This is a genomic window from Streptomyces sp. R-74717, from assembly GCF_047305335.1.
GTDB classification, from domain to species: Bacteria; Actinomycetota; Actinomycetes; order Streptomycetales; family Streptomycetaceae; genus Streptomyces; species Streptomyces atratus.
This window is the reverse complement of record NZ_CP102361.1, coordinates 6,446,637-6,465,686: the sequence shown is the minus strand read 5'-3', so window position 1 is coordinate 6,465,686 and position 19,050 is coordinate 6,446,637. Positions and strand designations below refer to the sequence as shown.

16 protein-coding genes are annotated in these 19,050 nt (G+C 69.6%); 8 read left to right on the top strand and 8 right to left on the bottom strand.

Features of this window, described 5'->3' with window-relative positions:
• Positions 1 to 32: 32 nt before the first annotated feature.
• On the bottom strand, positions 33 to 638 hold the full coding sequence (locus NRF20_RS29700; protein WP_266361424.1) for a DUF4291 domain-containing protein: 606 nt from the start codon (positions 636 to 638) through the stop codon (positions 33 to 35).
• Between the two features lie 228 nt (positions 639 to 866).
• Here NRF20_RS29700 and NRF20_RS29695 point away from each other — a divergent pair, with 228 nt between their 5' ends.
• The 3 genes from NRF20_RS29695 (at position 867) to NRF20_RS29685 (ending at position 3,102) form a co-directional block, all read left to right on the top strand.
• Positions 867 to 1,595 (top strand): VC0807 family protein, encoded by a 729-nt coding sequence (locus NRF20_RS29695; RefSeq protein WP_413753630.1) that lies wholly within the window; start codon positions 867 to 869, stop codon positions 1,593 to 1,595.
• A gap of 155 nt (positions 1,596 to 1,750) precedes the next feature.
• Positions 1,751 to 2,683: a helix-turn-helix domain-containing protein gene (locus NRF20_RS29690; RefSeq protein ID WP_398628805.1), complete on the top strand. Its 933-nt coding sequence runs from the start codon at positions 1,751 to 1,753 to the stop codon at positions 2,681 to 2,683.
• Positions 2,680 to 3,102: a hypothetical protein gene (locus tag NRF20_RS29685; protein ID WP_398628806.1), complete on the top strand. Its 423-nt coding sequence runs from the start codon at positions 2,680 to 2,682 to the stop codon at positions 3,100 to 3,102. The genes NRF20_RS29690 and NRF20_RS29685 overlap by 4 nt, the downstream gene beginning before the upstream one ends.
• A 95-nt stretch (positions 3,103 to 3,197) precedes the next feature.
• On the opposite strand, the gene mmsA is transcribed toward NRF20_RS29685, so the two are convergent.
• Genes mmsA through iolC form a run of 5 tightly spaced genes read right to left on the bottom strand, consistent with a single transcriptional unit; the run spans position 3,198 to position 9,407 of the window.
• Positions 3,198 to 4,697 (bottom strand): CoA-acylating methylmalonate-semialdehyde dehydrogenase, encoded by a 1,500-nt coding sequence (mmsA, locus tag NRF20_RS29680; RefSeq protein ID WP_413753629.1) that lies wholly within the window; start codon positions 4,695 to 4,697, stop codon positions 3,198 to 3,200.
• A gap of 12 nt (positions 4,698 to 4,709) precedes the next feature.
• Entirely contained in the window at positions 4,710 to 6,599 is a 1,890-nt protein-coding gene (gene iolD / locus NRF20_RS29675) for a 3D-(3,5/4)-trihydroxycyclohexane-1,2-dione acylhydrolase (decyclizing) (protein WP_398628808.1), read from the bottom strand.
• Complete coding sequence (iolB, locus tag NRF20_RS29670) at positions 6,596 to 7,477, bottom strand: 5-deoxy-glucuronate isomerase (RefSeq protein WP_398628809.1); 882 nt, start codon at positions 7,475 to 7,477, stop codon at positions 6,596 to 6,598. Before iolB ends, iolD begins: the two co-directional genes overlap by 4 nt.
• Complete coding sequence (locus NRF20_RS29665) at positions 7,474 to 8,409, bottom strand: deoxyribose-phosphate aldolase (RefSeq protein WP_398628810.1); 936 nt, start codon at positions 8,407 to 8,409, stop codon at positions 7,474 to 7,476. The genes iolB and NRF20_RS29665 overlap by 4 nt, the downstream gene beginning before the upstream one ends.
• Positions 8,406 to 9,407, bottom strand: a complete 1,002-nt coding sequence (gene iolC / locus NRF20_RS29660) for a 5-dehydro-2-deoxygluconokinase (RefSeq protein WP_413753628.1) — start codon at positions 9,405 to 9,407, stop codon at positions 8,406 to 8,408. The genes NRF20_RS29665 and iolC overlap by 4 nt, the downstream gene beginning before the upstream one ends.
• Before the next feature lie 132 nt (positions 9,408 to 9,539).
• On the opposite strand from iolC, the gene NRF20_RS29655 reads away from it, so the two are divergent.
• From NRF20_RS29655 to NRF20_RS29635, 5 genes are all read left to right on the top strand, one after another.
• Positions 9,540 to 10,466 carry a sugar phosphate isomerase/epimerase family protein gene (locus NRF20_RS29655; RefSeq protein ID WP_413753627.1) on the top strand — a complete coding sequence of 309 codons (927 nt, stop codon included), beginning with the start codon at positions 9,540 to 9,542 and terminating at the stop codon, positions 10,464 to 10,466.
• Positions 10,467 to 10,595: 129 nt separating this feature from the next.
• Complete coding sequence (locus NRF20_RS29650; protein WP_398628813.1) at positions 10,596 to 11,009, top strand: peptidoglycan-binding protein; 414 nt, start codon at positions 10,596 to 10,598, stop codon at positions 11,007 to 11,009.
• A gap of 245 nt (positions 11,010 to 11,254) precedes the next feature.
• Positions 11,255 to 11,452 carry a helix-turn-helix transcriptional regulator gene (locus NRF20_RS29645; protein ID WP_114244591.1) on the top strand — a complete coding sequence of 66 codons (198 nt, stop codon included), beginning with the start codon at positions 11,255 to 11,257 and terminating at the stop codon, positions 11,450 to 11,452.
• A gap of 327 nt (positions 11,453 to 11,779) precedes the next feature.
• Positions 11,780 to 12,088: a heavy-metal-associated domain-containing protein gene (locus NRF20_RS29640; protein ID WP_413753626.1), complete on the top strand. Its 309-nt coding sequence runs from the start codon at positions 11,780 to 11,782 to the stop codon at positions 12,086 to 12,088.
• Positions 12,089 to 12,209: 121 nt separating this feature from the next.
• Positions 12,210 to 14,660, top strand: a complete 2,451-nt coding sequence (locus NRF20_RS29635; protein WP_413753625.1) for a heavy metal translocating P-type ATPase — start codon at positions 12,210 to 12,212, stop codon at positions 14,658 to 14,660.
• Between the two features lie 508 nt (positions 14,661 to 15,168).
• On the opposite strand, the gene NRF20_RS29630 is transcribed toward NRF20_RS29635, so the two are convergent.
• Positions 15,169 to 16,467 (bottom strand): citrate synthase, encoded by a 1,299-nt coding sequence (locus NRF20_RS29630; RefSeq protein ID WP_398628815.1) that lies wholly within the window; start codon positions 16,465 to 16,467, stop codon positions 15,169 to 15,171.
• 129 nt (positions 16,468 to 16,596) lie between these two features.
• Complete coding sequence (locus NRF20_RS29625; protein ID WP_398628816.1) at positions 16,597 to 18,897, bottom strand: ATP-dependent RecD-like DNA helicase; 2,301 nt, start codon at positions 18,895 to 18,897, stop codon at positions 16,597 to 16,599.
• Positions 18,898 to 19,050: the final 153 nt, after the last annotated feature.

Genomic DNA, 19,050 nt, shown 5'->3' with positions numbered 1-19,050 from the left:
TGGGGCATTAACTCTTTCGCCCGGGTTACGGGTCAGGCCGTCGCCCCCGCCGGGAGCGCGGCGCCGGGCGGCGGGTACGGGGACTCCCGCGGCAGGAGTTCCGCCGCGTCGTCGAGCCGCCCGGCCCGCACCAGTTCGTGGATCTGCCGGGCGAGCGGGGTGACGTCACGGATCGACACCGTCCACTCGTCCGCGTATCGCCGCGCCGCTTCACCGCAGAGCCCGAGCTGGAGGGAACGGTACGGAAGCCGGTCCAGGCGGAGGTCGCGCTCGGGGTCCCACTGGACACGGGCCGGGCTCCGGCGCAGGTTGCGCTGCCAGGCGGCGCGGTCGGGGTGAACTCCCCTCACGTAGTGCGACAGTTCGGAGTTCGCCAGGGCCCAGTCGAAGCCCTCACGGGTGATCTCGACGGCCAGGACGGTCTCCTGGCCCTCCTTCGTGGCCCAGCCACAGCGGTACATCATCCACAGGAAGCTCGGCTTGATCCATGTCATGCGGTCGCGCTTCCAGACTTCCGGGAAGCGCCCGTCGCGCACGGCCGGCAGACCGATGAACGGGGCGTACGCCTGGTAGACGGTGACGGTCGTATCCGTGTACTGGGCGCGGATCTCGTGCTGTGGCCTGGTCGGGGCGGTCATGACCTCATCACAGCACCGGTTCGACCGGCGCAGCGAGCGAGTTTCGGGTACGTCGGAGCCCCGGCCTCCGTCAAGCGGCGGGCAGCCGCTGTCACCGGCAGGGGCTGACATTCGTCATACGGACCTCGGTACACGCGGCTCTGCCGGGCACCGGGCTCCGGCGGCCAGTCTGTACGTATCGAGAGCGGGGCCGCGAAGGCGCCTGCCGATACGGGAGAGGAACCCGCCATGACCAGCCCGGCCGCCACAGCCACCGCCCCTGTCGCAGATGCTCCGGTCGCCGCCGCCCCGTTCGCTCCGCGCAAGGCGCTGCTGGACAGCCTGATGCCGCTGCTCGTGGATGTGGGGGTGCCGCTCGTCTCGTACTACGCGTTGAAGGCGGCGGGCATGGGTACCTTCGCCGCGCTGGCCTGGAGCAGCGTGGTACCGGCCGTGCGCACCGTGTGGGGTGTCGTCCAAAAGCGCCGGCTCAACGGGCTGGCGGCGCTGATGGTGACGGTCAACGCGGTCGGGCTGCTGACGAGTCTGGTGGTCGGTGACCCGCGGCTGATGCTCGCCAAGGACAGCGGGGTGAGCAGCATCATCGGGATCGTCATTCTGGTGACCGCGCTGAAGGGGCAGCCGATGATGAGCGCGGGGGTGCGGCCGTGGCTGACCAAGGGCGATGCGGCCAAGGACACCGCCTGGCAACGGCTTTCGGCTCAGTCGGCGGCGTTCCGGCGGGCGGAGATGCGGTTCTCGGCGGTGTGGGGTGCGGCGCTGCTGGGTGAGTGCGTGGTGCGGACCGTGGGGGCGTACACCGTGCCGGTCGGGACGATGGTGTGGCTCGGCACAGTGATCATGGTCGCGACGATGGTGTTCGCGTTCCTGGTCTCGGGGCGGGTGGGCGCCGTTCCGATGGAACGGATGATCGCCGAGGCGGTCGGTGCCGAGAGGGCCGCGGACGGTACGCGTTGACATGGCGAGGCCGGAAAAGGGGAGCCGCTTTCGCGGCTCCCCTTTTCCGGCTGGAGCGAGCGGGCCCTGACACGTCCCGCGAGCCGGTGCAGCCCCTTCGACCATTACCTGGGAGGTAATTGAGGTGGCCCCGTACCGGTCATTACCGTCCCCGTATGGGCATGCGTTCCACAGAAGACGACGGAGTCCTGGGGCTGCTCCTGCGTGACCTGCGGCGCCAGAAATCGCTCAGCAAGCAGGTACTTGCCGAGCGGGCCGGTTTTTCCCTGAACCACCTGAGGAGAATCGAGGCCTGCGAGCAGACGCCCGATGCCGAGACGGTTCTCCGCATCGCCCAGGCGCTCGGGCTGCCGCCCGCGCACCGACAGCAGCTCGTCGCCCGAGCGACCGCGGCGGGAAAGCTGCGCTGGTACGACAGCGTCCCCCCGTTGCCGGCTGACATTCGCCCGGTTCTGGAGAAGGCGCTGACCGGCCATGAACCGTATCCGGCCATGGTCACCGACAGCTGCTGGAACATCGCGGCTCTCAACCACACGATGGAAATGCTGATGAGCGATGTCGCCGGCCATCTCCTGGCGCCCCCCAATTTTCTCCGCATCATTCTTCACCCGGAGGGTCTGGCGCCGCATCTGACCAATCTTCCCCAGGTGAGATACCACGTCATACGAATGCTCCGGCGATGGAGCGCAATCACCGGGGACGGCCGACTGCGCGAATTGGAAGCGTCCATAGCAGGCCTTCCATCGGCGCAGGATGCCGAACTGGCCACATCCGAGGAAGCCGAATTCACCGTATCCGGGGAGGCGAATCGTCTGCTTCTGCCCATTGAGCTGTACCGGGAGGGGCACCTGATGACCTTCTTCCACATCGTCACCTCGTTCGGCGAGCGCCCCGGCACCCTCTTCTCCGATCTTCCGTCCGGTCCGCTGAGCGGCATCGCGCTCGAATCGTTCCTGCCGGCGAATACCGAGACCCGGGTCCTCCTCGGTTCGCCCGCCCCGGTGTTCCCCGATGCCGGGAGCACCTCCGGGCCCACTCGGCACACACCTCCAGATCAGCAGCATGACAACGAAAGGAAGACCTCATGATGTCGTCCCAGAATGCTGGTACGGTCCCGGCGACGGGCGCCGCCCGTTCCGACAGCCTCCTCCGTTTCGCCCTCGTGGCGGACGTGATCCTGACCGGTGCGAACGGCATCGGATACCTCGTACTCGCCACGGTCCTGGACTCGTTCCTCGGCGTGCGCCTCTCGGTGCAGTACCCGGTGGGCGTGTTCCTCACCGTGTACGCCCTGGGGGTGCTGGTCGTCTCCCGCCAGGAGAGCATCAACCGCGGCGCGGTCGCCGTCATCATCACCCTGAACGTGGCCTGGGCCGTGGCCGGCGTCGCGGTGGTCGCCATGGACTCACTGACCGCGACCGGGATCGGTAACAGCTGGATCGTGTTCCAGGGCCTGGTCGTGGCGGCCATGGGTGCACTCCAGTACGTGGGCCTGCGGCGCATGTGAGAGTGCGCCGGGCGGGGTTGAACCGAGGCGGGCATGGCGACGGCCCGTACGGATACAGCTTCCGTACGGGCCGTCGGTGCAGAAGGGAAGTGGCGTCAGTGGTTGCGCGGGAAGCCCAGGTCCACGCCCGCCGGGGCGTCGGCCGGGTCCGGCCAGCGGGTGGTGACGACCTTGCCGCGGGTGTAGAAGTGCACGCCGTCGTTGCCGTAGATGTGGTGGTCGCCGAAGAGGGAGTCCTTCCAGCCACCGAAGGAGTGGTAGCCGACCGGCACCGGGATCGGCACGTTGACGCCGACCATGCCGGCCTCGATCTCCAGCTGGAAGCGGCGGGCGGCGCCGCCGTCACGGGTGAAGATCGCGGTGCCGTTGCCGAACGGCGAGGCGTTCATGAGGGCGACGCCCTCTTCGTACGTCTCGGCGCGCAGGACGCACAGGACCGGGCCGAAGATCTCGTCCTTGTACGCGTCCGAGTCGGTGGACACGTTGTCGAGGAGGGAGAGGCCGATCCAGTGGCCGTCCTCGAAGCCCTCGACGGTGAAGCCGGTGCCGTCGAGGACGACGTCGGCGCCCTGGGCGGCCGCGCCCTTGACGTAGGAGGCGACCTTGTCGCGGTGGGCGGCGGTGATCAGCGGGCCCATCTCGGACGTCGGGTCGTTGCCGGGGCCGATCTTGATCTTCTCGGCGCGCTCCTTGATCTTGGCGACGAGCTCGTCGGCGATGGTGCCGACCGCGACGACCGCGGAGATCGCCATGCAGCGCTCACCGGCGGAGCCGTACGCGGCGGAGACGGCGGCATCGGCCGCGGCGTCGAGGTCCGCGTCCGGCAGCACCAGCATGTGGTTCTTCGCGCCGCCGAGTGCCTGGACGCGCTTGCCGTTGGCGGAGGCGGTGGCGTGGATGTAGCGGGCGATCGGGGTGGAGCCCACGAAGGAGACCGCGGCCACGTCGGGGTGGCCCAGCAGGCCGTCGACGGCGACCTTGTCGCCGTGCAGGACGTTCAGCACGCCGTCCGGCAGACCGGCCTCGGCGGCCAGCTCGGCCAGCAGGTTGGCGGCCGACGGGTCCTTCTCGCTCGGCTTGAGCACAAAGGTGTTTCCGCAGGCGATGGCGAGCGGGAACATCCACATCGGCACCATGGCCGGGAAGTTGAACGGGGTGATGCCGGCGACGACACCGAGCGACTGACGGATCGAGGAGACGTCGACCCGGCTGGAGACCTGGGTGGACAGCTCGCCCTTGAGCTGGGTGGTGATGCCGCAGGCCAGCTCGACGATCTCCAGACCGCGGGCGACCTCGCCCAGCGCGTCCGAGTGCACCTTGCCGTGCTCGGCGGTGATCAGCGCGGCGATCTCGTCGCGGTGGGCGTCGAGCAGCGCGCGGTAGCGGAAGAGGACCGTGGTGCGGGCGGCCAGCGAGGACGTGCCCCAGGTGGCGTAGGCGTCCTTGGCGGCGGCGACCGCGGCGTCGACCTCTTCGAGCGATGCGAGCGCCACCTGGGTGGTGACGGCGCCGGTGGCCGGGTCGGTGACCGGGCCGTAGTTGCCCGACGCACCCTCGACGGTCTTGCCACCGATCCAGTGGTTGACGGTCTTCATGACAGAACTCCTTCAAAGGTGGTGGCGTCGGTCGGCGACGTGACGGTCGTACTCTTCCCGGGCTTTCACGGCCGACGGCCGGGTGGCCGTTTCGGCTACGGGAACATCCCACCACGCCTGCGCCGGAGGGGGGCCCGACACTGTGTCTGCCGTTTCGGTCTCGACGTAGACACAAGTGGGACGGTCCTCGGCCCGCGCCTCGGCAAGGGCTTCGCGCAGGTCACGCACGGTCTTGGCACGCAGCACCCGCATCCCCAGCGAGCCGGCGTTGGCCGCGAGGTCGACGGGGAGCGGGGGGCCGGTGAAGGCGCCGTCCGCGGCGCGGTGGCGGTAGGCCGTTCCGAAGCGCTCACCGCCGACCGTCTCGGACAGGCCGCCGATGGACGCGTAGCCGTGGTTCTGCAGGATGACCAGCTTCACGGGGAGTTCCTGCTGCACCGCGGTGACGATCTCGGTGGGATTCATCAGATAGGTGCCGTCTCCGACGAGGGCCCAGACGGGGCGGTCGGGGGCGGCCAGCTGGACCCCGATCGCGGCCGGGATCTCGTAGCCCATGCAGGAGTATCCGTATTCGACGTGGTACTGGTGCGGGGAGCGGGCCCGCCAGAGTTTGTGCAGGTCACCGGGGAGTGATCCGGCCGCGTTGATCAGGATGTCGTCCTCGGTGACGAGGGCGTCGAGCAGGCCGAGGACCTGGGCCTGGGTGGGGCGGGCGTGCGGGTCGTCGGCGGTGAACGCGGCGGTGACGCGCTGCTCCCATTTCTCCTTGGCCTCGGTGTACTCGGTCTCGTAGGACGGGTCGACGCGGTGGTTGCGTGCGGCGAGCGCGGCGGTGAGGGCTTCGAGGGCGGTGCGGGCGTCGGCGACGAGCGGGAGCGCTCCGAGTTTGTGTGCGTCGAAGCCGGTGATGTTGAGGTTGAGGAAGCGGACAGCCGGGTCGGAGAAGAGCGTGGCGGAGGCGGTGGTGAAATCGGAGTAGCGGGTGCCGATGCCGATCACCAGGTCGGCGGTGCGGGCCAGCTCGTCGGCGGTCGCGGTGCCGGTGTGGCCGATGCCGCCGACGTCGGCGGGGTGGTCGTGACGCAGGGAGCCCTTGCCGGCCTGGGTGGCGGCGACGGGGATGCGGGTGGCGGCGGCGAACGCGGCGAGGGTCTCCTCCGCCGCGCTGTGATGGACGCCGCCGCCCGCCACGATCAGCGGCCGGCGGGCGCTGCGCACGGCCCGTACCGCCCGGTCGAGCTCGTGCGGATCGGGGGCCGGCCTGCGTACGTACCAGATGCGCTCGGCGAAGAACTCCTCCGGCCAGTCGTGCGCCTGCGCCTGCACGTCCTGCGGCAGCGCGAGCGTGACCGCGCCGGTCTCCGCCGGGTCGGCGAGGGTCCGCATGGCCTGGAGTGCGGCCGGGATCAGGGCCTCGGGGCGGGTGATCCGGTCGAAGTAGCGGGAGACGGGACGCAGACAGTCGTTGACGGAGATGTCGCCCGCGGACGGGACTTCGAGCTGCTGGAGCACGGGGTCGGCGGGCCGGGTCGCGAAGGTGTCCCCGGGCAGGAGGAGGACGGGGAGGTGGTTGATGGTGGCGAGGGCGGCGCCGGTCACGAGGTTCGTGGCGCCGGGGCCGATGGAGGTGGTGACGGCGTGCGCGGAGAGCCGGCCGGACTGGCGGGCGTAGCCGACGGCGGCGTGCACCATGGCCTGCTCGTTACGGCCCTGGAGATAGGGCATCGCCCGGCCCGACTCGACGAGCGCCTGACCGACTCCGGCGACATTGCCGTGGCCGAAGATGCCCCAGGTGGCGCTGATCAGGCGCTGTCGCCGGCCGTCGCGCTCGGTGTACTGGCGGGACAGGAAGGACACCAGGGCCTGGGCGGTGGTGAGCCTGCGGGTGCGTGGTGCGCTCACGAGGTCGCCTCCGGTCCGTAGAGCGGGAGTCTGGGGTCCACCGGCTGCGACGGCCAGGTGTCGCGGATCCAGCCGTGGTCGGGGTGATCGCTGATCAGCCACTCCCGCTGCTCCCCCGGGCCCGCCATCACATTGAGGTAGTAGAGCGTGCGGCCGGGGGCGGCGATGGACGGACCGTGCCAGCCGTCGGGAACGAGGACCGCGTCGCCACTGCGGACCTCGGCGAGGACGTCCGTACCGCCGTCCCTCGACGGCGACACACGGTGGTAGCCGAGGCCGCCGTTCTCCACCTCGAAGTAGTAGATCTCCTCCAGCACGGACTCGACGCCGGGGCGGTGCTCGTCGTGCTTGTGCGGTGGGTAGGACGACCAGTTGCCGCCCGGGGTGAGTACCTCGACGGCGATCAGCCGGTCGCACTCGAAGGTGTCGGCGGCGGCGAAGTTGTTGACCTGGCGGGAGCAGTTCCCGGAGCCGCGCAGCTCGACGGGTACCTCCGGCGCGGGGCCGTAGCGAGCGGGGAGTCGTCGCTCGCACTTCGCTCCTGCCAGGGCGAAGCGGCCTCCTGCGCCGGAGGCGATCTGTGCATGGGCGTCACGCGGTACGTACGCGAAGTCGGATACCCCGCTGAACACGCTTTCCCGGCCCAGCAGTTCAAAGATCTCACCTGAGGTGTGCACCGTACAGCCACCGGTCAACGGCAGAACGATCCATTCGCTCTCCCCGGTGACAAGCGTGTGAACTCCGCCCGGCCCCAACTCCAGCACACGCAGGCTCGACCGGTCCCAGCCGGCGCGCTTCGGGTCGATGTCGAGGGCGTAGGGGCCGCTCGCCGCGCTCCCGGCGCCGAGGTGGTACCGCGGTTCGTTGTGCGTCGTCATACCCATTCCCTACTTGATACCCGGTCCCCGCCCGTTCCTCTCGGTTCCAGCAGCGATACGGCCGTGTCGACGGCCGCGGCCACCTCACCGTCGGCCGGGTAGAGCAGCGAACGCCCCACCACCAGGCCCTGGACGGTCGGCAGTTGCAGCGCCGTGCGCCACTTCTCGAACGCGCCGTCCAGGTCGTCGCCCACCTCGCCGCCCAGCAGCACGGCGGGCAGCGTCGAAGCCTCCATCACCCGGGCCATGTCGTCGGGGTTCTCGGTGACGGGGACCTTGAGCCAGGTGTACGCGGATGTCCCGGCCAGCCCCGAGGCGATGGCGATCGAGGTGGTGACCGCCTCCGCGCCGAGGTCGTTGCGGACGTGGCCGTCCATGCGGCGGCAGAGGAACGGCTCGACGAAGACGGGCAGCCGGTGCGCGGCCATGGCGTCGATGGCACGGGCGGTGGCGTGCATGGTGTCGAGCGAGCCGGGGTCGTCGTAGTCGATACGGAGCAGCAGCTTGCCCGCGTCGAAGCGGAGCCGGGCGAGGTCCTCGGGGCGGTGGCCGGTGAAGCGGTCGTCGAGCTCGAAGGCGGCGCCCGCGAGTCCGCCGCGGTTCATCGAGCCGACGACGACCTTGTTCTCCAGTGCGCCGAGGAGCAGCAGGTCGTCGAGGATGTCGGCGGTGGCGAGGACGCCGTCGACGCCGGGGCGGGAGAGGGCGAGGCAGAGCCGTTCCAGGAGCTCGAAGCGGTTGGCCATGGCCAGTTCGCGGTCGCCGACGGCGAGGGAACCGCGGGCCGGATGGTCCGCCGCGATGATCATCAGACGGCCGCCGCTGCCGACGAGGGGGCGTCTGCGGCGTCGCGCGGCGGCTTCGGCGACGGCCTCGGGATGGCGCATGCGCAGCTGGACGAGTTCGGAGACCGAGGAGGCCGGGGGCGTCATGGGGTGGCTCCGGTGGGGCGGGAGGTGACGGCACCTTCGGTCAGGGCCGCTTCGACTTCGTACGGGAACGGCATGGCGGACGAGCAGGCGAGCCGGGAGGCGACGATGGCGCCGGCGGCGTTGGCGTACCGCATGACGCGTTCGGTCTCCCATCCTGCGAGCAGCCCGTGGCAGAGCGCCCCGCCGAAGGCGTCACCGGCACCGAGGCCGTTGACGACCTCGACAGGCAGCGGCGGCACATCGGCCACCGTGCCGTCGCAGTGCACGGCGAGTACGCCCTTGGGGCCCTGTTTGACGACGGCGAGCTCGACGCCCGCGGCGATCAGGGCGCGGGCGGCCGCGTACGGTTCGCGCTCGCCGGTCGCGATCTCGCATTCGTCGAGGTTGCCGACGGCGACGGTGGCATGGGCGAGGGCCTCGCGGTAGCGGGCAGTGGGGTCGGACGCGGTCCCGGGGATCTCTTCCGTGGTGTCCCAGAACATCGGGCGCCAGTCGAGGTCGAAGACGGTGATGCCGGACCGGTCGCGGGCGCGCAGGGCGGCGAGGGTCGATGTGCGGCTCGGTTCGGCGCACAGCCCGGTGCCGGTCATCCAGAAGACCCGGGCGGACCGCACCGCGTCGAGGTCCAGCTCCGACTCGTGGATCTCCAGGTCGGGGGCCTTGGGCTGCCGGTAGAAGTAGAGCGGGAAGTCGTCGGGCGGGAAGATCTCGCAGAAGGTGACCGGTGTCGGATACGCGTCGACGGGCGTCACCCACCGGTCGTCCACCCCGAACTCCCGCAACTCGTGGTGGAGATACTCCCCGAAGGCATCCCGGCCCGTGCGGGTCACCACGGCGGTCCGCCGGCCGAGCCGGGCTGCCGCGACGGCGACATTGGTCGGCGAGCCGCCGAGGAACTTCCCGAATGTCTCGACCCGGGCCAGCGGTACACCGGTCTGCAGGGGGTAGAGATCCACACCGATCCGGCCCATGGTGATCACGTCGTACAGCTCAGGCATATGCATCCCTTCGACCGGCGACCGGGGCGGCTGCTCCCAGGTCTAGCCCTCCCCCGGAACCCTGTCAATGCTTTGTCCGGACATAAGGACGAATGATTGACACTCGTTGCCCGGGCCGGGAGGCTGGGCCGCATGACCTCCTCCGCATTGGCTCCGGCCCGTATCCGTATCGGTTCGGCACCCGACTCGTGGGGTGTGTGGTTCCCCGACGATCCGCAGCAAGTGCCCTGGCAGCGCTTCCTCGACGAGGTGTCCGCGGCGGGTTACGAGTGGATCGAGCTCGGCCCGTACGGCTACCTCCCGACCGACCCGGCCCGCCTCGCCGACGAGACCCGCCGCCGCGGGCTCACGGTCTCGGCCGGGACCGTTTTCACCGGATTGCACCACGGAACGGACGTCTGGGACCGGACCTGGGCGCATGTCGCCGACATCGCGGCACTCACCCGGGCGATGGGTGCCGGGCATCTCGTGGTCATCCCGTCGTTCTGGCGCGACGACAGGACGGGCGAGGTCCTGGAGGACCGCAGCCTCACCGCGGAGCAGTGGCGCAGCCTCACCACCCAGACGGAACGGCTGGGCCGCGAGGTGCAGGACCGTTTCGGGCTGCGCATCGTCGTCCATCCGCATGCCGACACCCATATCGACAGCGAGGAGAACGTCAGCCGCTTCCTCGACGCCACCGATCCCGAACTGGTCTCGCTCTGCCTCGACACCGGCCACTACGCCTACTGCGGCGGCGACAGCGTCAAGCTGATCGAGACCTACGGCGAACGGATCGGCTATCTGCATCTCAAGCAGGTCGACCCGGAGATCCTGGCCGAAGTCGTGGCGGACGAAGTGCCGTTCGGCCCCGCCGTGGCGCGCGGAGTGATGTGCGAACCGCCGGGCGGGGTGCCCGCACTGGAGCCCGTACTCGCGGCCGCCCGCAAGCTGGACGTCGATCTCTTCGCCATCGTCGAGCAGGACATGTATCCCTGCCCGCCCGGCAAGCCCTTCCCCATCGCCCGCCGTACCCGGGACTTCCTCCGCTCCTGCGGCAGCCCGCACCGGGCGCCCTGACACGCCGAGCGGCCCCGGGAAGTGACGTAGCGGCGGTACGCGGTGTTGTCCTCGATGAGAAGTCGGCGCGCGGCCCCGGGCCGCGCCCCACCACCGCACGCACCACCACCGCACCAGGAGCAACTCGCCATGATCCGGAAGATGCTGTCGTCCCGCAGGACGGCCGGCGCCTCGGCCCTGGCCGTCGCCGCCCTGACCGCCGCCCTCGCCGCCGCCCCGGGCGCCTCGGCCGACGAGCACAACCCACCCCCACCGCCCGGCTCCAGCCCGGTCTGCGCCTTCTACGACGGCGACGGGCTCACCATGTACGGCGAGCGGGGCGATCGGGTCTCCCAGGTGCAGTGCATGCTGGCCAACCGCCACTATCTGCCGTGGTCGGCGCTCGACGGAACGTTCGGACCGCAGACCCTCCTCGCCGTACAGCGCTTCCAGGCGGACAACCCACCGCTCATGCCGGACGGCCTGGTCACCCCGGCCACATGGTCAGCGCTCTGGCACGCGGGACCGACCCGCACGACCCCTCTCCCCTACCCACCGGCGTAACCCGGCGCGCCGGACCCCTCTCCGTAGCCCCGCCGGGCATCATGCATGCCTTCTGTAACAGAGATCACATCCTCGTCACACATGTCTCCGTTACGCGGGTCTTCCGTCACAGGCGCTCGACAGCCCCTCCCCGGAACTCTCCCCCTGTCGTTGCACCGGGCGCAGGCCGAGTGATCGTCAGCGTCCGCGCCGCAGCTCCCCCGACGGCCTGCCCGGCTGCGCTGCGGCGCAGAGAGGTGTCATACATGACGGACAGAAAACTCTGGTCCTACAAGGACATTGCCGCGCACATCCGGGTACAGCCGGACACCGTCCGCTCCTACCGCAAACACGGCCACCTCCCGTCACCCGACCACGTGGAGAGCGGCAAGCCCTACTGGTACGCGGACACCATCCGCGCCTGGGTCGCCTCAAGACCCGGCAACCGAGGACGCAGGGACTGACACCTCCGGCCCCGTACGGGGAACGACTCCCACCTGCCGCCGTACGGGGCTTCACCGGCCGGCCCGCCATGCCGCGCCTCCCGGCTCCCCGAATGCCCGCTCCCCGAATGCCCGACAGCTCCACGCGCCATACGATCCCGACAGCTCCACACACCATACGATTCGGACAAATGCGGTCGGATTCGGGTTCGCCGCCGTCGAGAGCGCGGGCTACGCCTCACTCGCATTCATACCCCCTAGGGGTATAGTGTGATGAGAGTCGGGCACACCGGGGTCTCCCGGGGTTCCCGACATCACGCCCTTGCGCTCGTCGAAGAGGAGAACACCATGACCGCCGAGACCCAGCTCCCCCAGGCCACCGGATCCTGCTGCTCGCCCAGCGGCTCCTGCCACGACGGTGCGGACTCCAGCGCCCCGGCGGGCGAGGTGACCACCGTCTACCAGGTGACCGGCATGACCTGCGGACACTGTGAAGGCGCCGTCTCCGAGGAGATCTCCGGCATCGAGGGTGTCACCTCGGTCAAGGCCGTCGCCTCCACCGGCCGGGTGACCGTCGTCTCCCGGGCCCCGCTGGCCGAGGACGCCGTGCGCGCCGCGGTCGACGAGGCAGGCTACGAGCTCGTCGGCCGGGCCTGAACACGATCGGGGCGAACCCGGTACGCCACGTACACCCGCACCACCCCCTTTTGCCGCCGGGCCGGACCGACCAGCAGATACTGGTGGGGTACGGCCCGGTCGGCGTTTCAGGAGTTCGGACATGCACAGCGCAACAGAGGCCGCGCCCCCGTCGGCGGAGAGTTCGCGGGCCGAACTCACGATCGGCGGGATGACCTGCGCCTCCTGCGCGGCCCGCATCGAGAAGAAGCTCAACCGGATGGATGGCGTCACCGCCACCGTCAACTACGCGACCGAGAAGGCCCGTGTCTCCTTCGGCTCAGGGACCGGCCTCGCGGATCTGATCGCCACGGTCGAGAAGACCGGCTATACGGCGCAGCCGGTACGCCGCCCCGAACCGACCCCGCCCTCCCCGGCACGGGCCGCCGCACCGGCCACGCCTTCCATCACCGTCACAGGAGCCTTTGAGGGCGGCGGACCGGGCAGCACCCGAGTCCGCACCGGACAAGTCACCGAGAGCCCGACCGGCACCGAAGCCGGCACCGAGACCGGCGCCGACGACCCCGCCGAGCGGAAGGCCGCCGACGCCCTCACATCACTGCGTCAGCGTCTGATCGTCTCGGCCGTCCTCGCCGCCCCCGTCGTCGTGCTCGCGATGGTCCCCGCCCTCCAGTTCAACAACTGGCAGTGGCTCTCCCTCACCCTCGCCGCCCCCGTCGTCGTCTGGGGCGGACTGCCCTTCCACCGCGCCACCTGGACCAATCTCCGGCACGGCGCGGCCACCATGGACACCCTGGTCTCGGTCGGCACCCTCGCCGCCTTCGGCTGGTCCCTGTGGGCGCTGTTCCTCGGTGACGCAGGCATGACCGGGATGCGGCACGGCTTCGACTTCACGGTCTCGCGCGCAATGGGGTCTCCCCTGCTCGAGCGGAGCCGAGAGCTCGGGGAAAGCTCGTCCACCATCTATCTGGAGGTCGCGGCCGGCGTCGTCACCTTCATCCTGCTGGGCCGCTACCTGGAGGCGAAGTCCAAGCGGAAGGCCGGCTCCGCCCTGCGCGCGCTGATGCACCTGGGCGCGAAGGACGTCTCCGTCCTCCGGGGCGGCACTGAGGTACGCATCCCCGTCGGCCGGCTCACCGTCGGCGACCGTTTCGTCGTCCGCCCCGGCGAGAAGATCGCCACCGACGGCACCGTCGTCGAGGGCGCGTCCGCCGTGGACGCCTCCATGCTCACCGGCGAATCCGTCCCGGTCGATGTGAGCGTCGGCGACCGGGTCACCGGGGCCACCGTGAACGCCTCCGGCCGGCTCGTCGTCGAAGCCACCCGGGTCGGCGCCGACACCCAGCTGGCCCGGATGGCAAAGCTCGTCGAGGACGCCCAGAACGGCAAGGCCGAGGTGCAGCGCCTCGCGGACCGGATCTCCGCGGTCTTCGTCCCCGTGGTGCTGGTGCTCGCAGTGGCCACCCTGATCACGTGGCTGCTCCTCACGGACGACGTGACCGCCGCGTTCACCGCCGCCGTCGCCGTACTGATCATCGCCTGCCCCTGCGCCCTGGGCCTCGCCACCCCCACCGCCCTCATGGTCGGTACGGGACGCGGCGCCCAGCTCGGCATCCTGATCAAGGGTCCCGAGGTCCTGGAGACCACACATCGCATCGACACGATCGTCCTCGACAAGACCGGCACGGTCACCACCGGCCGGATGACCCTCCAGGACATCCACCCCGCACCCGGCACCGACGAAACCCGGCTCCTGCGACTGGCCGGCGCTCTGGAGCACTCCTCCGAGCACCCCATCGCCCAGGCCGTCGCCGCCGGAGCCACGGAACGCATCGGCGGCCCCCTCCCCGCCCCCGAGGACTTCGCCGGCATCACGGGCCTCGGCGTACGCGGCACGGTCGACGGGCACCAGGTACTGGTCGGCCGCCCTCAACTGCTCGCCGACGCGGGCATCGACATCCCCGACACCCTGTCCGGTGCCGTGGCGGACGCGGCGGCTCAGGGCCGTACCGCGATCGTGGTCGCCTGGGACGGGCAGGCACGCGGCGTCCTCGCCGTCGCCGACGCGGTCAAGGATTCCAGCGCGGCAGCCGTCGCCGAGCTGCGCGCGCTCGGCCTGCGTCCCGTTCTGCTGACCGGCGACAACCGGGCCGTGGCGGACGCCGTGGCCCGCGCCGTCGGAATCGACGAGGTCCATGCCGAGGTCCTGCCCGAGGAGAAGGTCCACGTCATCGAGCGGCTCCGGGCCCAGGGGCGCTCCGTAGCCATGGTCGGTGACGGGGTCAACGACGCGGCCGCTCTCGCCACCGCCGATCTCGGCCTGGCGATGGGGACCGGTACGGACGCCGCGATCGAGGCGAGCGATCTGACCCTCGTTCGTGGAGATCTCAAGGTGGCGGCCGATGCGATCCGGCTCTCCCGGCGCACCCTGGCGACCATCAAGGGCAATCTCTTCTGGGCATTCGGCTATAACGTAGCCGCCCTACCCCTTGCGGCATTTGGCCTGCTCAACCCTATGATTGCGGGAGCGGCGATGGCGTTCTCATCGGTCTTCGTCGTGACGAACAGCCTGCGGTTGCGCGCCTTCACGTAACTTCCACAAAGAGATTTAGATCACACCGGTTTCAGGGTAACCATCCGGTGGGTTCGCGAGTCTAAGAGTGCGATGCCAAGGATGTCTTGGGGGACGTCCGTCGAAGCGTCTTGGGGGATGCTTCGGGCAAGCGTTGGCCGGGGCACGTGCACCGGGGAGCTTTGAGCGGCCCTCCCGTGCGTACGTACCCCGGCGGACCGCACTGGAAGTACAAGTGAAGAGCGCAGCTCGCAGTAGGTGAGGAGCGCCCAGGAGCTTCGGCTCCCGCAGACGCCCGGCCGGATCCCGTGGGGGGAATCCGCTCCGGGACATGGGAAGCGCCTCGCTGTCGGCCCGTGGGGGGATCGATGGCGGGGCGCTTCTCGCTGCCTGCCCGGCGGGCGGCACCGCGCACGGCTGCATCGGTCACGCAAATCGCCCCGGACACCGCGCTCTGTGCGAAAGCGCGGTACTCGGGGCGAAGACGACCGGCCTCGGCGGCCGGGGTGACGCAGAGGTGGTACGAGGTTCAGCGGCCCTCGACCGGGACGAAGTCGCGCAGGACCTCGCCGGTGTAGATCTGGCGCGGGCGGCCGATGCGGGAACCCGGCTCCTTGATCATCTCGTGCCACTGGGCGATCCAGCCGGGAAGCCGGCCGAGCGCGAAGAGCACGGTGAACATCTCGGTCGGGAAGCCCATGGCCCGGTAGATCAGACCCGTGTAGAAGTCCACGTTGGGGTAGAGGTTGCGCGAGACGAAGTACTCGTCGGAGAGCGCGTGCTCCTCCAGCTTGAGCGCGATGTCGAGCAGCTCGTCGGACTTGCCGAGCGCGGACAGCACGTCGTGGGCCGCGGCCTTGATGATCTTGGCGCGCGGGTCGAAGGACTTGTAGACGCGGTGGCCGAAGCCCATCAGCCGGACGCCGTCCTCCTTGTTCTTCACCTTGCGGATGAAGGAGTCGACATCGCCGCCGTTGGCCTGGATGCCTTCGAGCATCTCCAGCACCGACTGGTTGGCGCCACCGTGCAGCGGGCCCCACAGCGCCGAGATACCGGCGGAGATCGAGGCGAACATGTTCGCCTGCGAGGAGCCGACCAGACGCACGGTGGAGGTCGAACAGTTCTGCTCGTGGTCCGCGTGCAGGATGAGCAGCTTGTCGAGCGCGGAGACGACGACCGGGTCCAGGTCGTACTCCTGGGCGGGGACCGAGAAGGTCATGCGCAGGAAGTTCTCGACGTAACCGAGGTCGTTGCGCGGGTAGACGAAGGGGTGGCCGATCGACTTCTTGTACGCGTACGCGGCGATCGTCGGCAGCTTGGCCAGCAGACGGATCGTCGAGAGGTGGCGCTGCTCCTCGTCGAACGGGTTGTGGCTGTCCTGGTAGAACGTGGACAGCGCGCTGACGACCGAGGACAGCATGGCCATCGGGTGGGCGTCGCGCGGGAAGCCGTCGAAGAACCGCTTGACGTCCTCGTGCAGCAACGTGTGCTGGGTGATCTCGTTCTTGAAGGTCGACAGCTCGTCGACCTTGGGAAGGTCACCGTTGATGAGCGTGTACGCGACCTCGAGGAACGTCGAGCGCTCGGCGAGCTGCTCGATCGGGTAGCCGCGGTAGCGCAGGATGCCCTGCTCACCGTCGAGGTAGGTGATGGCGGATTTATACGCTGCGGTGTTGCCGTATCCGCTGTCCAGCGTGACCAGGCCGGTATTGGCCCGGAGCTTCCCGATGTCGAAGCCCTTGTCGCCGACGGTGCTGTCGATCACCGGGTAGGTGTACTCGCCATCGCCGTACCGCAGTACTACAGCGTTGTTGGTGTGCTCGCTCACGTCATCCCTCACCGACGTAGTGCCTCTTCTTCGAGGTTCCCTGACTGTCTCCACACTCCCCCATTTGGCTCAGGAGAGTGCACTCGGGGTCGTCCATTGGACCTACTCGCGGCACTGAGTGCCGCGAGCTTACTCATCCTGCCCCCTTGACTCCGGTTCCGGAAGGCCTCCGTGATGTTTCCCACCGATTTGATCGATCATTTTTTCCGGGGATCCTCCGCCCAGGCCCCCTGACAACCGGTAATCCAGCGCCGTACAGCGTCTGCCTGCGGAAACCGTGCGGACCGCCTGCCCGATCGCCTGCCGCGAGCCGACCAGCACGACGAGCTTCTTGGCCCTGGTCACGGCGGTGTACAACAGGTTCCGCTGGAGCATCATCCAGGCGCTCTTGGTGACGGGAATGACGACGGCCGGGTACTCACTGCCCTGGGAGCGGTGGATCGTCATGGCGTACGCGTGGGCCAGTTCGTCCAGCTCGTCGAAGTCGTAACCGATCTCCTCGTCCTCGTCGGTCAGTACCGTCAGCCGCTGTTCGTCCAGGTCGAGGGAGGTGACGACGCCGACCGTGCCGTTGAAGACACCGTTCTCCCCCTTGTCGTAGTTGTTACGGATCTGGGTGACCTTGTCGCCGACCCGGAAGACCCGGCCGCCGAACCGCTTCTCGGGCAGGTCGGGGCGGCCCGGGGTGATGGCCTGCTGGAGGAGCCCGTTGAGCGTGCCCGCCCCGGCCGGGCCGCGGTGCATCGGGGCGAGGACCTGTACGTCACGCCGCGCGTCCAGCCCGAATTTGGCCGGAATACGGCGGGCGGCGACGTCCACCGCGAGTACGCCCGCGTCCTGTGTCTCGTCCTCCACGAAGAGGAAGAAGTCGTTGAGGCCCTGAGTGAGGGGCGGTACTCCGGAGTTGATCCGGTGCGCGTTGGTGACGACTCCGGACTGCTGGGCCTGGCGGAAGATCGTGGTCAGCCGGACCGCCGGAACGGGGCTGCCGTCGGCGAGCAGATCGCGCAGCACCTCCCCCGCGCCGACCGACGGCAGCTGGTCGACGTCCCCCACGAGCAGCAGATGGGCACCGGGTGCCACCGCCTTCAGCAGTTTGTTGGCGAGCAGCAGATCCAGCATCGACGCCTCGTCGACGACGACCAGATCGGCGTCCAGCGGCCGGTCCCGGTCGTACGCGGCATCGCCCCCCGGTTTCAGTTCGAGCAGCCGGTGCACGGTGGACGCCTCGGCCCCGGTCAGCTCGGAGAGCCGCTTGGCCGCCCGCCCGGTGGGCGCGGCCAGCACCACCTTGGCCTTCTTGGCGCGGGCCAGCTCGACGATGGACCGGACGGTGAACGACTTCCCGCAGCCGGGCCCACCGGTCAGAACGGCGACCTTGCGGCTGAGCGCGAGCCGGACCGCGGCCTCCTGCTCGGGGGCCAGCTTCGCCCCCGTACGGCCCGCGAGCCAGGTCAGCGCCTTGTCCCAGTCGACGTCCGCGAAGGCCGGCATCCGCTCCTCCGGCGTCCGCAACAGCCGTTGCACCTGAGAGGCGAGGGAGATCTCGGCGCGGTGGAAGGGCACCAGGTAGACGGCGGTGATCGGTTCGCCGCCTTCGGGCGACGGCACCTTCTCCCGTACGACGCCTTCCGGATCCTCGGCCAGTTCGGCGAGACACTCGATGACCAGCCCCGTATCGACCTGGAGCAGCTTCACCCCGTCGGCGATCAGCCGCTCCTCGGGGAGGAAGCAGTGGCCCTGGTCGGTGGATTGCGACAGCGCGTACTGCAGTCCGGCCTTCACCCGCTCCGGGCTGTCGTGCGGGATGCCGACGGCCTGGGCGATCTTGTCGGCGGTGAGGAAGCCGATACCCCAGACGTCGGCGGCCAGCCGGTAGGGCTGGTTCTTCACGACGGAGATCGACGCGTCCTCGTACTTCTTGTAGATACGGACGGCGATGGAGGTGGAGACGCCGACCCCCTGGAGGAAGACCATCACCTCCTTGATCGCCTTCTGCTCCTCCCAGGCCGCGGCGATCATCTTCGTCCGCTTCGGCCCGAGCCCGGGCACCTCGACGAGCCGCTTCGGCTCCTGCTCGATGACGTCGAGGGTGTCGACGCCGAAGTGGGTGGTGATCCGGTCCGCCATCACCGGGCCGATGCCCTTGATCAGGCCGGAGCCGAGATAGCGGCGGATGCCCTGGATGGTGGCGGGCAGCACGGTCGTGTAGTTCTCCACCGTGAACTGCTTGCCGTACTGCGAGTGCGAGCTCCAGCGCCCCTCCATCCGCAGCGACTCGCCGACCTGGGCACCGAGCAGCGACCCGACCACGGTGAGCAGATCGCCCGCGCCCCGACCGGTGTCGACGCGGGCGACGGTGTACCCGTTCTCCTCGTTGGCGTAGGTGATCCGCTCCAGGACCCCTTCGAGGACGGCCATGTTGGACATGTTCCGACGGTATCGGTTCCCACCGACAACGCATTCCCGGCCTCGGAAACCACCCGTTTCCTGTGTGACGGCGCCTGAGCAGCGCTGTCCGGACCGCCGGGAACACAGCCGGGCCAGGGCCTGTTGCGCCCATGGTCCAGGATCGGAATGATC